We start from the raw sequence: 18,830 nt of genomic DNA, 5'->3' as shown, positions 1-18,830 counted from the left end.
GGTCTAATCTCCTATAAGTACGGCATGGAATTGTTATCAACTTAACAAAAACCAGCGATTGCCTTAATTTTATCGAAGATATTTGAGATCAAGATCAGCCATAAAAAAACCGCCACATAGGTGACGGTTTATTAATGGCTGTTTTAAATAGTGATAAGCTAATGTGACGGGTTGCTTATGCCAGTTCAGCTTTCTCTGCAATCAGTTTATCGACTACGCTTGGGTCTGCTAGTGTTGACGTATCGCCTAGGTTGCCAGTATCGCCAGTGGCAATCTTACGCAGGATACGACGCATGATTTTACCTGAACGAGTTTTTGGCAAAGAATCTGTCCAATGCAGTACGTCTGGTGTTGCGATTGGGCCAATCTCTTTACGTACCCAGTCTTTGACTTCTTTATGAAGCTCTGCGGTTGGGAACTCACCATCATTAAGCGTGATGTAAGCGTAAATTGCTTGGCCTTTAATATCGTGAGGAATGCCCACAATCGCTGCTTCTGCAATCTTATCGAACGCCACTAGCGCAGATTCAATCTCAGCGGTACCCATACGGTGACCTGATACGTTAAGCACGTCATCGACACGACCCGTAATCCAGTAGTAACCGTCTTCATCACGACGAGCGCCATCACTGGTAAAGTACATACCTTTAAAGGTAGAGAAGTAAGTTTGTTCGAAACGGTCATGATCGCCATGTACGGTACGCATTTGTCCCGGCCAAGAGTCAAGAATCACAAGGTTGCCGTCTGTTGCACCCTCAATGATGTTGCCCATGTTGTCGACAAGCGCGGGTTGCACACCGAAGAATGGACGAGTCGCTGAACCCGGTTTTAGGTCTGTTGCGCCCGGTAGTGGAGCGATTAAGATGCCGCCCGTTTCTGTTTGCCACCATGTATCGACAATTGGAGACTGCTCGTTACCAATTGTTTTGTAGTACCACTCCCACGCTTCTGGGTTGATAGGTTCACCTACCGAGCCCATGACTCTTAGGCTGTCACGAGAAGTCCCTTCAACCGCTTCATTACCTTTCGCCATTAGGGCGCGAATCGCCGTTGGCGCAGTATAAAGAATATTAACTTGATGCTTATCAACTACTTCACTCATGCGGCTTGTGTTCGGGTAATTCGGCACGCCTTCAAACAGGATGGTTTTCGCACCATTGGCAAGCGGTCCGTAAACAAGGTAAGTGTGACCGGTAATCCAGCCCACATCCGCAGTACACCAGAAGGTTTCGCCTTCTTGGTAATCGAATACGTATTTGAAGGTCATGGCTGCATAAACAAGGTAGCCACCTGTGGTGTGCATAACACCCTTAGGTTTACCTGTTGAGCCTGATGTATAAAGAATGAATAGTGGATCTTCCGCATTCATCTCTTCTGGTGGGCAATCCGCCGATACGTTTGCGATAGCATCATGCCACCACACATCACGGTGTTCGTGCCAAGCCACATCGCCGCCAGTACGTTTGAATACCACAACCTTCTCGATGTTCTTCACTTCAGGGTTAGTCAGTGCTTCATCGACATTCTTCTTCAGTGGAACAGCACGGCCGCCACGCACGCCTTCATCGGCAGTGATAACGACTTTAGAATTTGAATCGATAATACGACCAGACAGTGCTTCTGGGGAGAAACCGCCAAATACCACTGTGTGAACCGCGCCGATACGGGTACATGCCAGCATCGCAACCGCAGCTTCTGGAACCATTGGCATGTATAAACAAACCACATCGCCTTTACGTACGCCTTGCTCTTTCAGAGCATTAGAAAACAGGCACACTTCTTTGTGTAGTTCGTTAAAGGTTAGGGTTTTATCATCAGCAGGGTCATCGCCTTCCCAGATGATAGCGACTTCATCACCGCGCTCAGCAAGGTGACGGTCGATACAGTTAGCCGAAACGTTAAGCGTGCCATCTTCAAACCAGCGAATATCAATGTGGCCTGGGTCGAAAGAAGTATTTTTTACCTGTGTGAAAGGTTTAATCCAATCAACGATTTTTCCGTGTTCACCCCAAAAGCCTTCAGGGTCAGAAACAGATTGCTGGTACATGGCTAGGTAAGTGTCATTATCCGCGTGTGTGGTTGATTTAATATTTTCTTTTACCGGATAAACGTGGGCTTCACTCATTGCATCTCTCCTTGTGCCTACATTCTTAATGAACTGGCAACTTCCTTTGTGTTCAGTTTCTAAGTCTATTACAGGACCGTCGTTGTGCTATCACTCTCGACTAGGACGGCGATTTCCACAATTAGACTTTAGGATGAGACGCCGCTTTTCACTTACAAAATAGCGAGTTAAGTTCATTTTTGCGATATTGCTCTCTATGTAGAGAGGCAATGGTTGAATTAAGAATAAGAAGAGTTGAAACGAGGTAAATCACCGTGTTTAAGGCGAACAAAGATCAGGGCGGCGGAGATAGCGTCTTGTAATGCATCATGTTTATTGACCGGGATAGGTAGATCCAGCTGGCGACAAATGGCGTCCATACTGAGATCAAAATAGGCATTGGGTAGCTGTCTTTCGAGTTTTTCTTGATAGAGCTGGCTCACTTCGACTAACCGGTTAGGCAGTGGAAATCCGAGTTGTTTTAAACAGGCGCGGTCGAGAATTTTCTTGTCATAGCGGATGTGATAGCCAACTAAAGGGCGATTACCAATAAAGTCGAGCAGCTCGATCAAAGCCTGTTTCTCTTCGATACCATGCTTGAGATCTTGATGGCGAATGCGATGAATTTTGATTGAATTGCAATCGAGCGATTGAGGGGCTCGTAGCCGGACCTCGAAAGGCTGGCTGGTAATGATTCGATTACCAATGATCTTGGTCGCGGCAATGGTAACTAATTCCGCCTGATTGGGGTCGAGACTGGTGGTTTCACAATCGAGAGATACGTATTCGTGATTAGCAGACGCAGCAAACAGAGGCTGATAAGCAGAGCCTTTGAGTTTGTGATGCCAGTAATAACGAATCAATCTATTCATCGTTCAGTCACCTAATCTCTGATTTGATAGTGGTAGCCGAGCCATTGCTTGAACTTTTTGACCACATGCAGGCTATGACGAAGTAAGTCTCGGTCTGCCCGTTCCATCAGTTTGACGTCGATTTTATTGCTGCTGTGTTGTTGTGAAAGTCGCTGAGCTAAACGCCATTTAAAGAACTGTTTGAGCGCTTCATTGAGGTTGTCCGCGGTACTTTGCTCTAACACCTTTTTGCTAACCAGTTGTTCAATACGCTCAAAGGTGTTGTTCACAGTCACACCATGCTCAAGGCAAAGTGCTCTCACACCGTGGACTATCGGGAAAATACCACCTTGCTTGATATCGAGCCCTGACTTGGATTTTTTCACGTTACCAAATAGGGTGAGGGGAACTGAAAAGTTCAGAGCTGGGCGGCAGAATTCAGTCAGAATCAATTCCTGTCCTAGCATCAAATCACTCAGGTGTTGCTTGACCGGTTTTAAAAGTTCTCTATTACCCGCAACGGCATGTGCATCTGCCATGATGGCAATATCCATCACGGTATCGGGCGTGGCTTTTTTTACCCAACGGGTGAGCGTTTGTTTCCACTCTTGTTGTGAATGAACCCATTTCGGGTTGTTGACCATCACGTTGCCTGGACAGAGTGGGTAGCCCAATTGCTGCAATGTATGCGTTAGGTCGTTCATGGCACTTTGGCATTGGTGCCACTCCAAACCATCCTGAATAATCAGCGCATTATCTTGGTCGGTTTTAAGGATTTGCTCTCCGCGACCTTCAGATCCCAATACGATCAGGCAGCAATGATTATGCAGTGCGGGTGGGATAACCAACTCAAAAGCCTTCTCTATGATCTGTTCATTAACGGCTGAAATTAACTCCATGATGAAGCGCGTGCGAATGCCGTTACTGAGTAGGCTTTCAACCAGTTGACGTTGCTTGTTGGAGGCTAATGCAAGCTCTTCAATGCTGGTGGCTCGTGCAATACGCAAAGTAAGAACGTGAGAATGAGTAGAGAATGCACTCAGAATTTGCGTCATGTCCACCATACCGACAGCATTTGGACCATCACAAACCATCAGCCTTTTTACGCGATTTCGGGTCATGGTGATCATGGCGTTAAACAAGAAGTCCCCTTGATTAACGTGCAGTACAGGGAACGTTGCTATCTCGCCAACCGCGGTATCGAGCGGATGGTTATCGAGCATCACCGCGTGCAATAAATTGGTTCTTGTGACGATTCCATACGGAAAGGTACATGATGATCCAAAAGCTTTTGGATCATCATGTTCTAAATGAATTAGAGCCGAGTCTAACCCTTGTTCTTTAAGGGTTTGAGTGACTTGGTTAATAGGTTGGCCGGGTTCCAGTATCAGTGGAGGGTGATAGATCGATTCGTCCACTTTGGTCAGTATGAACTCGGCAAGATTTTGTTGCTGTTGGGCAGCTTCAATTAGCGCTTTTCGTGTCGAAAGGTTGCTATCAAAGTAAGCGGCAAACTGGCCATTGGCGTGGTACAGCTCAAGAAAGGTATCGGTTGGGAGTAGATAACTTAGGGTATCTTCAAGCGCGATATATTGGTGTTTGGTGTGAGGTTCAAACTGACTGCGTACATCGAAGATATCGTCATTGGCATAATGTGCGTAGATTTCCCCATCGCTGCTCGCGCGCTCCTCCACGGCTCCTTTAATCAGAATATGCAGATGGCGACTAGGGCGGTCTGCCTCCAATATCACCTCGTGTGCTCGGTAATAGACCACATCCAATGAGGAACGCAGCGTTAACTGCTCCGTGTCGGACAGGCTATCGAAGGGCGGGTGCTGCATATTAAATTTATCAGGCATAAGCATCGAAAGAAGTAGGAGTCTCTTTTCAGTCTGACAAATTACCAGCGAAGCTCCAGACGACTTTAGTCTAAATGCGATCGTGGTGCGGATGAGCGCCGGATACCTCACTCAAATGGGATATCGATATTCATTGAATACAGGAATACTATCTCTTCAATAATTCCCTTTTTCATCGTATGCGACGTAGGCATAATTGGTTTTGCCTTTTTCCGCACACTTTATAGGTTATTTATGTTTAGCCCTTCTCCCTATGGCTGGATCTCCCAGTATTTTCTTGGTTTCTTTTTTGCCTATGGCGTTTATTTGCCATTTTGGGCGCTGTGGTTTGAAGACCAAGGTGTCTCTGCGGGTGATATTGGTGTTCTGATTGGTATTGGCTTTGCGACGCGTTGTGTTGCCAACCTAGTGATCACCCCACGTATCCATAAAGTTGAGCATTTAATGCCGGCTTTGCGTTGCTTGAGCTTTGCGGCATTGCTGTTTGTTGGCTTCCACTTCTTCACTGGCGGTAGCTTTTTATTGATGCTGCTTGCGACAGTATTGTTCAACCTATGCTGCGGCCCGATCATTCCATTGTCTGATGCAATGGCGAACCATTACAGCCGCCTCAATATGCTTGATTACGGGCGTACTCGTTTGTGGGGGTCGATTGCATTTATCGCAGGATCCACCGTGGTGGGTTTTTTGGTTGCGAAGTTTGGTACAGACATGATTTTGTATACCGCGTTTGCTGGTGTGCTGATGTCATTAGTATTGGCGATGAGAAATCCTAATGTGATGCCGGTGACACACTCTGAGCAACAAGCGGTACGACCAAAATTAGGTGAGCTGCTGCGTGAATCGTCAGTAGTTAAATTTTTGGCCTTGATGGCGCTGCTGCAAGGTAGCCACGCTGCGTATTACAGCTTTAGTGCGATTTATTGGAAAGAGGCGGGTCACTCTGAAGCGATTATTGGTTACTTATGGAGCTTAGGTGTTGTCGCTGAGGTGGCCGTGTTTGCTTTAAGTAAACGCTTGTTCTCAGGGTGGTCACTGCGCACGCTGTTCGTAGTAGCGGCAATCGGGGTAATGGCTCGCTGGGGTATTACCGCGTCAACAACGGCTATTTTTGCATTGGTGATGGTGCAACTGCTTCATGGCGTGACATTTGCCATGGCGCATATTGCTGCGATTCAATACATTCAATCTGAAGAACAGAACAAGATGGTCGCCCTGCAAGCTTTGTATAACGCGATTCCATTAGGTGCCTTTATCGCACTAATGACAACCTTAAGTGGTTGGGGTTATGAGCTTTGGGGTGCGAATATTTTCTGGGGCATGGCCGCAATGGGCGCACTTGCACTGTTCATTAAGGTTGATGAAAGAAGTTCAGTGGTTGAAGTCAATCAAACAGCCTCAGCTCAATCTGATGCTCAGAATTAAAGCCCAAAGCACAGAATTTAAGCGATGCGATTGAGTTAAGCGCACTTCCCTAGTTAAATGAAACCTCTCCAATATGGAGAGGTTTTTTTATGGATGAAAAAAGGGTTTTCAATGCAAGGATGGGTAGTAATTCCAGTCTCTTTAGCTTACTTGGGCGTGTTATTTCTGATCGCATGGTATGGAGACAGGCAAGTTCGTTGGCTATCACGCTGGCGTCCATGGATATATAGCCTTTCTATTGCGGTGTATTGTACCTCTTGGACCTTCTATGGAACGGTCGGGCAGGCCAGTAACAATCCTTGGTCATTCTTACCCATCTACCTCGCCCCTATTTTAGTTTTCACGTTGGGGTGGCGGATATTAGCTCGGCTGATCCTCATCGCGAAACGTGAGCACATCACCTCTATTGCCGACTTTATCGCGGCTCGTTATGGAAAATCTCAGGGCTTGGCTGTTGCCGTCACCGTGATTGCCGTGGTCGGTATTCTTCCTTATATCGCGCTACAGTTGCGTGGTATTACGATGGGCTTGGAGATTGTCGCCCCCGATCTCGCCGAAGATTTTGGATATCAGAATTATCACGTCTCTTGGTTTGTAGTCGGTGCATTAGCGATTTTTACGATGCTGTTTGGTACGCGACACATCGATAACACAGAACATCACCGTGGCATGATGATGGCGGTGGCATTTGAGTCGATTGTAAAGCTGGCGGCCTTCTTGATTGTTGGTCTGTTTATCATTTACCTCGCAATGAGCAGCGATAAAATCGACTTGCTTGATGTCGCGGCTTCTACTTATGAATCGCCCAATATCCCCACGTTAGTGATTCACACCATTCTTACGATGTTGGCGATTGTCTGTCTGCCACGTCAGTTTCACACCATGGTGGTTGAAAACGAACGACCTCAGGACTTACACACCGCTCGCTGGTTATTTCCTCTTTATCTCATTCTAATGGGGCTGTTTGTTCTACCGATTGCTTGGGCAGGCCAGGGATTACTTACGGGTATGCCGGCTGATACCTACGTGATTAGCGTGCCGATGGCAGAAGGGGCTAATCATATTGCTTTGCTGGCTTTTCTTGGGGGTACCTCAGCGGCGAGTGGCATGGTGATTGTTTCGACCATTGCATTGGCGATCATGGTATCGAATGATCTGGTGATGCCACTGTTGCTGCGCCGTATGCGCTTGACGCAACGAACGCATAAACATTTTTCTGGCTTGTTATTGGTGATTCGTCGTGGACTGATCCTATTACTGCTGCTGGGTGCGTGGGCATTTTATCAGGCGCTAGATACCATTCATTCTCTGTCGGCGATCGGCTTTCTCTCCTTTGCGGCGATTGCGCAGTTTGCCCCCGCCTTGATCGGTGGTTTGTATTGGCGTCTGGGTAATCGAAAAGGGGTTTATGTTGGCCTATTAGTTGGCTCAGTGATTTGGTTGATTACCCTAATGAGCCAAACCAGTATGTTGGCGGGCGATAGCGACAGTAATTTACTGTTGTGGATTATTACGCCGCCAGAGTTACTGAGTAGTTGGGATGTCAGCAGTTCAAACTGGGGTATCGTGATGAGTATCTTACTCAATACCCTGTGTTATGTAGTGGTCTCGATGACAACACGCCCAAGCCTAAGTGAGCGCTTACAATCAGCAGCATTCGTTGGTACGCCACTGCCTGAAAATGAGAATATCAGCCTCTATCAGAACCGTGTTACGGTGGCTGAATTAGAGATGCTCGCCTCGCGTTTTGTAGGTCGTAAGCGAGCGAAAAGTGCCTTACACAGTTATTGGCAACAACACGGTCAGCCGCTGCTTCCCAATCAACAAGCGCCCGCAAGTCTGATTAGACACGCAGAGCGCGTGCTCGCCGGGGTGTTCGGTGCTTCGTCTGCTAAGTTAGTACTCACTTCGGCCTTGCAAGGCAGAAACATGCAGCTTGAAGAGGTGGCGACCATTGTTGATGAAGCCTCTGAACTGTACGACTTCAGCCGTGGTTTACTGCAAGGCGCGATTGAACATATTGGCCAAGGCATTGCAGTAATAGACAAACAAATGAGGCTGGTGGCATGGAATCAACGTTACTTAGAACTGTTTGAGTTCCCTGCTGGTTTGATTCAGGTTGGCCGACCCATTTCAGATGTGATTCGTCACAATGCTGAGCAAGGTTTGTGTGGTCCGGGTGACCCTGAAGATCACGTTCGCCGTCGTGTCTATCACCTTGAGCAAGGCACGCGACACACCTCATCTCGTATTCGTCCTGATGGTCGAGTGATTGAGGTGCAAGGTAATCCAATGCCGAGTGGCGGGTTTGTCATGAGCTTTACCGACATCACGGTATTCCGACAAGCAGAACAAGCGCTCAAAGATGCTAACGAAAGCTTGGAGTCAAGAGTTCATGAGCGAACTCAAGAGCTCGAAAAACTTAACCAACGTTTAGTTAAAGCCACTCAAATTTCTGATCAAGAATCTCAATCTAAGAGTCGTTTTCTTGCGGCTGTTAGTCATGATTTGATGCAGCCGCTCAATGCTGCTCGTTTATTTGCTTCATCGCTGTCTGAGGTGGCAAAAGAGCAAGAGGTGAAGCAGCTTTCGTCTCATATCGAGAGTGCGTTGGGTGCGGCTGAAGATTTGATTGGCGACTTATTGGATATCTCTCGATTGGAATCCGGCAAGCTAGAAACCAACGTTCACGCGATTGCCGTGCATGACGTGCTGACCAATTTGAATGCGGAATTTAGTGCTTTGGCAACACAGCAGAAGATCCAATTCCAGATGATCCCGTCGTCATTGTTTATTCACTCTGACCCTAAATTATTGAGACGCGTGATTCAGAACTTTTTGACTAATGCGTTCCGCTATAACCCTGAAGGAAAAGTTGTCCTCGGTGCGAGACGAGTGAATGGTCAGGTGCGAATTGATGTGTGGGATAACGGAACCGGTATCGATGAAGACAAGCAACAAGAGATCTTCGAGGAGTTTACGCGTGGTAGCCAAGTACGAGCCGATCAGGGGTTGGGATTAGGGTTGGCTATCTCGAAAGGCATTGCTCATGTGCTTGGTCATCAAATCTCGATGCGTTCATGGCCGGGAGAAGGCAGCGTCTTTTCCATCACCTTAGCGAGAGCAGAGCAGGTGGCTCCAATTGTGCAAGCTTCAGCGCCAATGGCGACAAGCGACATCGAGCACCTGAAAATACTGTGTGTCGATAATGAGCGCGAGATTTTAGTCGGCATGGAGAACTTGATTGGTCGATGGGGTTGTGAGGTCAAGACCGCCGTCGACTTAGTCGAAAGCTTGAAGTGTCTCGATGATGATTGGCAGCCGGATGTGATTTTCTCTGATTATCGCCTCGATAATGGCCGAACTGGACTCGAAGTCCTGCAACAATGCCGTTTGCGTCTTGGGGACTCTTTTGAAGGTGTCATCATCAGTGCTGATAGAACCGATGACATGTTGACTGCGATAAAGGCCAACAGCTTCAGCTTTATTGCTAAGCCAGTGAAGCCACTCAAGTTAAGGGCGGTCTTAAATCGGGTGAGTTAATTAGGAATAATCAGCTCTAATTCCTAATTAATGAACGGATGTAAAAAAGGCCTCGGATGAGGCCTTTTTTGTTTTAGTAAGGATCGTTAATACCTGTTCGCTTTTTAACTAACTAAATAGATAACTAACTAGCCCGCAATACCGCCCTGCGTCAGTGTGCTTGGATCAAGCAGCTTGCTGAGTTCTTCTCGGCTTAGGTCTGTTTCTCGTTCGGCAACATCTAGAATCGGTAAGCCTTCTTTGTAGGCTTTCTTGGCGATATCAGCCGCTTTTAGGTAACCAATCACAGGGTTGAGTGCGGTCACCAGAATTGGATTCTTTGAAAGCGCTAAATCAAGATTGTCTTGGCGCACCGTGAAGGTAGCAATCGCTTTATCAGCCAGTGCGACTGAGCTGTTGGCTAATAGTTCTATGCTTTCTAATACGTTATGAGCAATAACCGGCAGCATCACATTCAATTGGAAATTTCCAGACTGCCCAGCCACCGTAATGGTGGTGTCATTGCCAATCACTTGCGCTGCCGCCATGGCAGCTGCTTCTGGAATTACAGGGTTGACCTTGCCAGGCATGATAGACGAGCCCGGCTGCAGAGCCTGCAACTCAATTTCCCCTAAGCCAGCTAACGGGCCTGAATTCATCCAACGAAGATCGTTTGAGATCTTCATGATCGCAACTGCTGCAGTTTTAAGCTGACCAGACAATGCAACGATCGCGTCTTGGCTGCTGAGGTTAAAAAAGAAGTTTTCACTCGAGGTAAAACTGATCTTTGTCGATTGAGACAGGTTACTTGCAAACTTATCGGCAAAGCGTGGGTCGGCATTGATCCCCGTACCGACTGCTGTACCACCTTGAGCAAGCGCCTTGACTGCTGGCAAGCTGCTTTCTATCGCTTGCTTGGCATGTTCAATCTGATATTTCCAACCACCAAGCTCTTGAGCAAAGGTAATTGGCATTGCATCCATTAGATGGGTACGGCCAGTTTTGACTACCTCAGCAAGTTTATGCTGTTTTACGGTAAGCGCCACAGAAAGGTGGGTAAGTGCAGGCAACAGCTTATTTTCTGCCATCAAAGCGACACTGACTTGAATTGCTGTTGGCACGACATCGTTACTGCTTTGCCCCATGTTTACGTGATCATTCGGGTTCACGTCTCCTTGCAGGCTTCTTGAAGCGAGTGTCGCAATCACTTCGTTAGCATTCATGTTGGAGCTGGTGCCAGAGCCCGTCTGATAGACATCAATAGGGAATTGCTCGAGGTGTTTACCATCGATGATCTCTTGGCTGGCTTCGGCTATCGCGTTGGCAATATCACCTTCCAGTAAACCTAGCTGAGCATTAGTATCGGCGGCGGCCAGTTTAATTAACGCCAGTGCTTGAATGAAGCTGGTTGGCATCTTGTGTGAACTGAACGCGAAGTTATCCGCGGCACGTTGAGTTTGTGCTTGGTATAGCGCATCGGCAGGAACTTTCACTTCGCCCATGCTGTCTTTTTCTATCCGAAATTGTAGGGTCATGTTCTATCCTTGTTAGCCAAGTGGGGCTTGGACTTGTTGTAGTGTTTGGCTGAGATTCAAAAAACGCGCTTGGCCTTGAGGCTGCTGGCAGTAGTGGCGTTTCAAATAAAACAATGGAGAGTGAATAGAGTCTAGGCAGATATGACGAAAGGTGAAACTGCGGTCACGAGACTCAATCGCTTCTATCAAATGAAAGAAAACTTGGCGCAGGTGCAGCTCGCATAACAAGATGTTTTCTTGGGCGGCATGCTTTTCATAGTAAGCCGAAAGCGTTAGTGCGCACTCGATGTAGTCTCGAATCACAAATGGCTCGTGGCCTTGCACTTGTTCTAATGAAGCAAAGCGATCTTGTGCTTTGTAAAACCTCGAGTAGAGACTCTGCTGCTCTTTCATCATCATTTGCATCTCTTTAATGGATGTTAATGATAATTATTATCAAATGATATTTTAAAAACAACCCTTTATTTGGTCTTTTTATAAAATATAAGGCAAAAGAAAAAGCCGATACATAATGTATCGGCTTTCTGAGATTCAGTACCTAATCCCTACAATGTAAGTACTGATTCATTTTTTGCTAAACATTTTTGTTTAGTGGTCGTGCTTAGTGGTCGTGAGCTTCACCTGCACCTTTCGGGTAACGGATGTTCTCAACCATATCTTGTACATCTTGTGGAACTTCAGCAGTTACTTTGTTTACAGCAATTGATACTACGAAGTTTAGACACATACCTAGCGTACCGATGCCTTCTGGGCTGATACCAAACCACCAGTTTTCAGGTGTGCTTGCTGCTGGGTTAATGAACTTGAAGTAGATGATGTAGCTTGCTGTGAAGGCAATACCTGACAACATACCTGCAATTGCGCCTTCCTTGTTCATCCTCTTGTAGAAGATACCTAGGATAATCGCTGGGAAGAAGGATGCTGCGGCTAAGCCGAAGGCAAACGCTACTACCTGTGCTACGAAGCCTGGTGGGTTAATACCCAAGTAACCTGCGCCAACAATCGCGACCATGGCAGCCAAACGAGCGGCTAACAGCTCCTGCTTGTCGGTCATATTTGGTCTGAAGCCTTTCTTCAACAAGTCATGTGAAATCGACGTTGAGATTACCAATAGTAGACCAGCGGCTGTTGATAGTGCGGCTGCTAGGCCACCGGCTGCAAGCAGTGCTACAACCCAGTTTGGTAGTTTTGCTAGCTCTGGAGAAGCCAGTACGATGATGTCACGGTTAATCTTCATCTCGTTGCGTTCGTCGCCCGAATAGAACATTTTGCCATCGCCGTTCTTATCTTCCCAACCAACTAGGCCAGTGCTTTCCCAGTTTTTGTACCAGCTTGGTGCGTCTGCTGCTGCGACACCTTGCATGTCTGGGCCGTTAATCGTTTCGATCATGTTTACACGAGCGAAAGCTGCAACGCCAGGTGCTGTTGTGTATAGCAATGAGATGAACAGTAGTGCCCAACCTGCTGAGATACGAGCATCACGTACTTTTGGTACCGTAAAGAAACGAATGATTACGTGTGGAAGACCGGCAGTACCTACCATTAGAGCTGCACAGATGAAGAATACATCTACCATGCTCTTGTTACCTTCGGTATAGGCGGTAAATCCGAGTTCTTCTGTTAGTCCATCCAGTTTATCAAGTAGGTATACATCTGTACCTGATAGCGTCGAGCCCATACCAACTTGTGGAAGTGGGTTACCCGTCATCATGATTGAGGTAAAGATTGCTGGAACAAGGAAGGCGAAAATGAGGACACAGAATTGAGCTACCTGCGTATAAGTGATGCCTTTCATGCCACCAAGCACTGCGTAGAAGAACACAATACCCATACCAATGATGATGCCTAGGTTAATATCAACTTCTAGGAAACGAGAGAATACAACGCCAACACCACGCATCTGGCCCGCAACGTACGTAAATGATACGAAGATTGCACAGAATACCGCTACCATACGTGCTGTTTTCGAGTAGTAACGCTCACCGATGAAATCAGGAACCGTAAACTGACCGAACTTACGTAGGTAAGGTGCTAAACATAGCGCAAGTAGTACATAACCACCTGTCCAACCCATTAGGTAAACCGCACCGTCGTAACCAACGAATGAGATGATACCTGCCATTGAGATGAATGATGCTGCCGACATCCAGTCAGCGGCTGTTGCCATGCCGTTTGCTACTGGGTGTACGCCGCCGCCAGCAACGTAGAATTCACTCGTTGTTCCAGCGCGAGCCCAGATTGCGATGCCGATATAGACTGCGAAAGTAATACCGACGAGAATAAACGTCCAAGTTTGAATATCCATGTTCTAGCCTCTAGTCTTCCTGTACGTTGTATTTTTTGTCCAGCTTATTCATGCGAACAACGTAAATAAATATCAACGCCACGAAGGTATAAATTGAACCTTGTTGAGCGAACCAAAAACCTAGCTTAAATCCGCCAAATTGAATGGTATTTAGGACATCCACAAATAAGATGCCAGCGCCATAAGACACCACAAACCAAACTGCGAGTAGTGTTCCCATTATTCCCAAGTTTTCCTTCCAGTAGGCTTGAGCATGTTCCGTAGATTCGAACGCCATTGCCTTCTCCTTTAATTCCGTTTTCGTAGAAACCGTTTCTGTAGAAATTGCCGTGTTAACGTAATGTTACGATTTAGAATGTAGCAAGGATAAGTCAAGGGATCTGTGCAACTTTAGTCGGGACGCTATTAGCGCTAATGTACTGAAATATGGGAGCTAGGAGACAGAACCATAGAAAAACGTGATGTTGCAATGATGTTAAATTAGCCAAAGGTCTAACAAAAAGGGATGAATTAGAGTGCGAGTCATAAAATTTAACAACTAAATGACTGAGAAACGGTATTTAGTCCTGCCTATGACACGAAGCGAAACATAAGTTTGTTATAGTAACTACGGTACTTTCACCGGCCGTGACTTGCTTAACGGCAGAAGATCAACAAGCTAGTGGCAAAAGATCAACAGGCTTAAAGCTCGAGTTTTATTCTTTGGGGGAACGAATTGGACGCAATAACCATTAATCACTTATTTTTGACTGGTGCCGTACTCATCGCCATCAGTGTACTTTTCTCACAAGTGTCCTCTCGATTGGGCGTTCCGATTCTTTTAATCTTTTTGTTCGTAGGTATGTTGGCGGGCGAAGATGGCCCCGGTGGCATTAATTTCAATGATTACTCGCTGACCTACTTGGTGAGTAACCTTGCGCTGGCTGTGATCCTGCTTGATGGTGGTATGCGAACCAAGGTCGCGAGCTTCAAGGTCGCTTTTTGGCCGTCGCTTTCGCTGGCGACGATAGGTGTGGCCTGTACCGCAACCCTAACCGGTTTAATGGCGGCTTGGCTGTTTGACCTATCACTGATGCAAGGCATTTTGGTTGGTGCGATTGTAGGTTCGACCGATGCAGCTGCGGTATTTTCTTTGTTGAAAGGGCAGAGCCTCAATGAACGTGTTGGCTCAACCTTAGAGATCGAATCCGGTACCAATGACCCAATGGCGGTCTTCCTGACAGTGACTTTAATTGCGCTACTGGGCACCCCAGATGCCGAGATGGGAATGAACTTCCTACTCAAAAGCTTCGCGATGCAGTTTGGTATCGGCACCCTTGTTGGTATTGGTGGCGGTTGGGTTCTATGGAGTCTAATTAACCGAGTACAGCTGGCCGATGGCCTTTACTCTATTTTGGTACTCAGCGGTGGTGTGGCACTGTTTGCGTTCTCTAACATGCTTGGCGGCAGCGGTATCTTATCGATCTACCTTGTAGGCTTGTTCATTGGTAATCGTCCGACGCGCTCTCGACACTCTATCCTTAATGTTCTTGATGGCATGACGTGGCTAAGCCAGATCGTGATGTTCTTGGTACTTGGTTTATTGGTTACACCATCGACATTGATGGACATTGCACTTCCTGCGTTAGCATTGGCTTTCGGTATGATCTTGTTTGCTCGCCCGTTGTCCGTTTGGTTGGGTTTACTGCCGTTCAGAAGCTTTACCACCAAAGAACGTTGGTTTGTTTCTTGGGTAGGTTTACGTGGCGCTGTGCCGATCATTTTGGCGGTGTTCCCGATGATGGCTGGCCTGCCTAATGCTCAACTTTACTTCAACATCGCCTTCTTCGTGGTTATGGTTTCGCTGATTGTTCAGGGCGGTAGCTTGATGAAAGTGGCGAGGTTGGCTCAGGTGACCTTACCACCGACACCAACACCAATTTCTCGTACCGGCATGGAGATTTATCCGACCAGTGAGTGGGAGATGTTTGTCTACAAGCTGAAAGAGGAAAAGTGGTGTGTTGGTGAACCGCTTAAGCGTTTGTCTATGCCAGAAGGGACGCGAATTACGGCACTGTTTAGAAAAGATGCTTTGCTTCACCCATCGGGTAGCACCGTGTTAGAGGCAAACGATATTCTCTGTGTACTTGGCCAAGATAAAGACCTAGATAGCTTAAGTGCGCTATTCAGTGAGGCTCCTCTAGCTGAAGAGACCGCTCGATTCTTTGGTGATTTCTTCTTGGATGTCGAACTATCGGTGGCAGCAGTCAGTGATTGTTATGGCATTGAACTGGGCTCGGAAGAAGAGCGAGAAATGACGCTAAAACAATTGGCTGAGCGAGAGCTTGGTGCCCACCCTGTATTAGGCGATAGTTTTGTGTGGCATGACATTACTTGGGTGATTGCAGAGATAGATGATCATAAAGTCGTCAGGTTGGGTTTATGTTTACCAAAGACGACTTTAGAAGAGGATATAAGCGAAGCTTAGTTGTGGACTTCTTGTAGCAAGATCACCGCCTGAGTTCGGTTTTTCACATCCAGTTTACGGAAGATGGCTGTCATATGTGCCTTGATGGTCGCTTCCGAAACATTCAATTCATAGGCGATTTGCTTGTTCAGCAGGCCGTCTGAAAGCATACCTAATACCTTGTATTGCTGAGGCGTCAGTGTGGATAGCTTTTCTGCAAGGTCGCTACAGGCTGCATTGTTGGTGATAAGCCCTTCAGGGAAGAACGGGTCGCCATTCAGCACTTGATTCAGTGCACTCACCAATTCACGCATATCACTCGACTTAGGAATGAAGCCAAAGGCACCGTGGCTCTTCACTTGAGTGACAACGCTGGCATCCTCGCTGGCTGAGATCACCACAATCGGTAAATCTGGATATTCAGCACGCAGTTGAATTAAGCCCGACATCCCGTTTGCTCCCGGCATTTTAAGGTCGAGAAGCAACAGGTCGGGTTCATCTTCTTTTTTTAGTAGAGTCAGTAAGGCATCGAGAGAATCAGCCTCAAGCAGGTTCGCACCGCTGATAGCCATATGAACTGACTGAAACAGGGCGTTGCGAAAGAGAGGGTGGTCATCAGCAATGATGATGGTATAGGTCGAGTCCATGACGTTCATACTTTTAACAATTTAGTTAATATTTATTATCATCCTGATTGAGTATGTGGACAATATCTATGCATGAAAAGTCTGAACCATATCGACTTTTATCCCCGGAATAAGAAAGCGTTACTCTGAATAGCAAAAAAGCCGCATTGCCATCTCGTTACGGAGGGGCGGTGCGGCTTTCGTTAGTGCTTGTATTTAGACGAATGTCGTCGTTATAGCTGGTGGTCTTGCATGTGTTTTAAGAATACATCTGCAGGCATAAAACCCGTCACACGAGCATTTGGAACATGGTTACCCTCGCCATCCCAGAACTCTATGGTTGGCAAACCGAGCACCTGCAATTGTTTAAGCAGTTCAATGTCTTGAGGCATGTTTCTTGTCACGTCAGCCTGAAGCAGGACGAAATCAGAAAGCTTGTTCTCAACATCAGCTTGGTGGAAGGTGTACTTCTCAAATTCTTTACATGCCACACACCAATCAGCGTAGAAATCGAGCATCACTGGCTTGCCGAGTTTCTTGGCTTCGATGAGCTGGATTTCTAACTCTTCAACCGTGTTAACGCGTGCAAACTGGATTTGTTGTTCAACCACAACGCTCTTTTCTGCGAACCAGTAATTCAATGCTGGTTGCGCTGAAGCGAATAGTCCGAGCATAGCGATGATACCCACAGCGCTTTGCTTCCAGCCACCGAATGGCAGTGCATTCTTGCTGTGGTAAAGCCAACCAAAGGCGATGAAGCCTAATCCAGACCAAAGTACCGTTGCCCACAATTCAGGAATAATTCGCTCTAGCAGGAAGATAGGTGCTGCCAGCAAAATAAAGCCGAATACGATCTTCACCTTGTCCATCCAGCTGCCTGCTTTCGGCAGAAGCTTATTACCAAACACCGCAACCAAGATCAGCGGGATACCCATACCCATCGCTAACGCATAAAGAGCGATCGCTCCGGTTAATAGGTCGCCACTTTGAGCCACATACAGCAGTGCTCCTGACAGTGGTGCTGTAGTACAAGGTGAACACACCAAGCCCGAGATAGCCCCCATTGCGAACACGCCCAAGGTATTGCCACCTTGTTGCTTGTTACTTTGGTTGTTAAGCCAAGTTTGGATGCTGCTTGGCAGTTGTAGGTTATAAACGCCGAACATCGACATCGCCAACGTCACGAACAGAATACTCAGCGCGATTAATACATAAGGGTGTTGCATCGCAGCTTGGAACTGCATGCCTGCTGAAGCAACCACTAAACCTAATAAGGTGTAGGTCAGCGCCATGCCTTGCACGTAGATGAAGGACAGCATCAGCGCACGACCTTGGCTGAGCTTGCCGCCACCTAGCACAATACCCGTTAGAATCGGATACATAGGCAGGACACACGGCGTAAAGGCTAAACCCACACCGAGTGCTAAGAATAATAATGGAGTCCACCAACTGTCACCGAGCTTATCGGCTAAGCCTGCTTCTTTTGAAGCGGGAGCATTGGTTTGTTGAGTGGTATTACTTGCTGCGTCAGCTGTAGGAGAAGAGGGTTGTACTGAATTGTCCGCTTCACCAGTTGCATCAGAAGAACCTTGTGAGACACCACTATTTTGCACATCACTGCTTTTTACATCACCAGAACTCGTCGCAGTAAATGGTTCAATGTCGATTACTCGAGTTTCTGGTGGGTAGCAGAAACCAGCATCTGCACAGCCTTGATATTTAACGATCAGCTGTGAGCCATCTTGGTAACTCTGTAGAGGAACTTGCACGAATAACGGCTGAGTATAAATGCTCACCTCACCGAAGAATTCATCTTGGTGTGGTTGGCCATCTTCCATTTCAACATTGCCGATAGCGAGATTTTGGCCAGTGAACGAGAGGCTATGTTGATAGAGGTAGTAGCCCTCTTTTACTTGCCAGTCGAGAAGGACTTTGCCGTCTTGCTGGTAGTAATTGAAAGGGAAAGCTTGGTCTACAGGGACAAAACCGTTGTTATTGCCTCCGAAGCTTGGCTCGGCGTTGTCGTTTCCAAAAAGCGCCCACGCAGGCTGGGTGAACAGGGAAACACAAACAAAAAGTAATGTGGCAAGTCGTCGCATACTATTTAGTCATCAAAATGGAGTTGAAGGTATCTTAACTCAATCAGACCGTAATAGT

General features: G+C 47.0%; 12 protein-coding genes. 3 read left to right on the top strand and 9 right to left on the bottom strand.

All coding sequences use genetic code 11. The annotated features are described in order from the left end of the window. Positions 1-175 precede the first annotated feature (175 nt). From acs to AC3CKG_RS15345, 3 genes are all read right to left on the bottom strand, one after another. Positions 176-2,125, bottom strand: coding sequence for an acetate--CoA ligase (gene acs / locus AC3CKG_RS15355; RefSeq protein ID WP_017108601.1), 1,950 nt, complete (start codon positions 2,123-2,125; stop codon positions 176-178). A gap of 218 nt (positions 2,126-2,343) precedes the next feature. Then, on the bottom strand, positions 2,344-2,976 hold the full coding sequence (locus tag AC3CKG_RS15350; RefSeq protein WP_102279262.1) for a 3'-5' exonuclease: 633 nt from the start codon (positions 2,974-2,976) through the stop codon (positions 2,344-2,346). Positions 2,977-2,987: 11 nt separating this feature from the next. After that, a complete protein-coding gene (locus AC3CKG_RS15345) occupies positions 2,988-4,820 on the bottom strand; it encodes a DUF294 nucleotidyltransferase-like domain-containing protein (protein WP_488528546.1) in 1,833 nt (610 codons plus the stop codon). A 228-nt stretch (positions 4,821-5,048) separates the two neighbouring features. Here AC3CKG_RS15345 and AC3CKG_RS15340 point away from each other — a divergent pair, with 228 nt between their 5' ends. Continuing rightward, positions 5,049-6,239: a 3-phenylpropionate MFS transporter gene (locus AC3CKG_RS15340; protein ID WP_065104154.1), complete on the top strand. Its 1,191-nt coding sequence runs from the start codon at positions 5,049-5,051 to the stop codon at positions 6,237-6,239. A gap of 111 nt (positions 6,240-6,350) precedes the next feature. Further along, positions 6,351-9,782, top strand: a complete 3,432-nt coding sequence (locus AC3CKG_RS15335) for a hybrid sensor histidine kinase/response regulator (protein WP_488528545.1) — start codon at positions 6,351-6,353, stop codon at positions 9,780-9,782. 128 nt (positions 9,783-9,910) lie between these two features. Here AC3CKG_RS15335 and AC3CKG_RS15330 read toward each other — a convergent pair whose 3' ends face one another. The 4 genes from AC3CKG_RS15330 to AC3CKG_RS15315 form a co-directional block, all read right to left on the bottom strand. Then, positions 9,911-11,296, bottom strand: coding sequence for a class II fumarate hydratase (locus AC3CKG_RS15330; RefSeq protein ID WP_488528544.1), 1,386 nt, complete (start codon positions 11,294-11,296; stop codon positions 9,911-9,913). 12 nt (positions 11,297-11,308) lie between these two features. Further along, on the bottom strand, positions 11,309-11,695 hold the full coding sequence (locus AC3CKG_RS15325) for a hypothetical protein (RefSeq protein ID WP_488528543.1): 387 nt from the start codon (positions 11,693-11,695) through the stop codon (positions 11,309-11,311). A 202-nt stretch (positions 11,696-11,897) separates the two neighbouring features. After that, entirely contained in the window at positions 11,898-13,601 is a 1,704-nt protein-coding gene (locus tag AC3CKG_RS15320) for a sodium:solute symporter family protein (RefSeq protein WP_488528542.1), read from the bottom strand. 10 nt (positions 13,602-13,611) lie between these two features. Further along, complete coding sequence (locus tag AC3CKG_RS15315; protein WP_009844701.1) at positions 13,612-13,878, bottom strand: DUF4212 domain-containing protein; 267 nt, start codon at positions 13,876-13,878, stop codon at positions 13,612-13,614. A 438-nt stretch (positions 13,879-14,316) separates the two neighbouring features. Here AC3CKG_RS15315 and AC3CKG_RS15310 point away from each other — a divergent pair, with 438 nt between their 5' ends. Next, positions 14,317-16,068 carry a potassium/proton antiporter gene (locus tag AC3CKG_RS15310; RefSeq protein WP_488528541.1) on the top strand — a complete coding sequence of 584 codons (1,752 nt, stop codon included), beginning with the start codon at positions 14,317-14,319 and terminating at the stop codon, positions 16,066-16,068. Here the strand turns inward: AC3CKG_RS15310 and AC3CKG_RS15305 are convergent. Beyond that, a complete protein-coding gene (locus AC3CKG_RS15305; protein ID WP_012604978.1) occupies positions 16,065-16,694 on the bottom strand; it encodes a response regulator transcription factor in 630 nt (209 codons plus the stop codon). The genes AC3CKG_RS15310 and AC3CKG_RS15305 overlap by 4 nt on opposite strands. A 212-nt stretch (positions 16,695-16,906) precedes the next feature. After that, complete coding sequence (locus AC3CKG_RS15300; RefSeq protein WP_488528540.1) at positions 16,907-18,772, bottom strand: protein-disulfide reductase DsbD; 1,866 nt, start codon at positions 18,770-18,772, stop codon at positions 16,907-16,909. Positions 18,773-18,830 lie beyond the last annotated feature (58 nt).

It is taken from the genome of Vibrio sp. QJM3NY_15 (assembly GCF_057785995.1).
The sequence above is the reverse complement of the archived record's forward strand: the minus strand, read 5'-3'. Positions and strand labels throughout refer to the sequence as shown.

Excerpts from the sequence above, each read along its gene's own strand:
- AC3CKG_RS15330 (WP_488528544.1), bottom strand. The coding sequence starts at position 11,296 with ATGACCCTACAATTTCGGATAGAAAAAGACAGCATGGGCGAAGTGAAA.
- AC3CKG_RS15305 (WP_012604978.1), bottom strand. The coding sequence starts at position 16,694 with ATGGACTCGACCTATACCATCATCATTGCTGATGACCACCCTCTCTTT.
- AC3CKG_RS15345 (WP_488528546.1), bottom strand. The coding sequence starts at position 4,820 with ATGCTTATGCCTGATAAATTTAATATGCAGCACCCGCCCTTCGATAGC.
- acs (WP_017108601.1), bottom strand. The coding sequence starts at position 2,125 with ATGAGTGAAGCCCACGTTTATCCGGTAAAAGAAAATATTAAATCAACC.
- AC3CKG_RS15340 (WP_065104154.1), top strand. The coding sequence starts at position 5,049 with ATGTTTAGCCCTTCTCCCTATGGCTGGATCTCCCAGTATTTTCTTGGT.
- AC3CKG_RS15315 (WP_009844701.1), bottom strand. The coding sequence starts at position 13,878 with ATGGCGTTCGAATCTACGGAACATGCTCAAGCCTACTGGAAGGAAAAC.
- AC3CKG_RS15300 (WP_488528540.1), bottom strand. The coding sequence starts at position 18,772 with ATGCGACGACTTGCCACATTACTTTTTGTTTGTGTTTCCCTGTTCACC.
- AC3CKG_RS15325 (WP_488528543.1), bottom strand. The coding sequence starts at position 11,695 with ATGATGATGAAAGAGCAGCAGAGTCTCTACTCGAGGTTTTACAAAGCA.
- AC3CKG_RS15320 (WP_488528542.1), bottom strand. The coding sequence starts at position 13,601 with ATGGATATTCAAACTTGGACGTTTATTCTCGTCGGTATTACTTTCGCA.
- AC3CKG_RS15335 (WP_488528545.1), top strand. The coding sequence starts at position 6,351 with ATGCAAGGATGGGTAGTAATTCCAGTCTCTTTAGCTTACTTGGGCGTG.
- AC3CKG_RS15350 (WP_102279262.1), bottom strand. The coding sequence starts at position 2,976 with ATGAATAGATTGATTCGTTATTACTGGCATCACAAACTCAAAGGCTCT.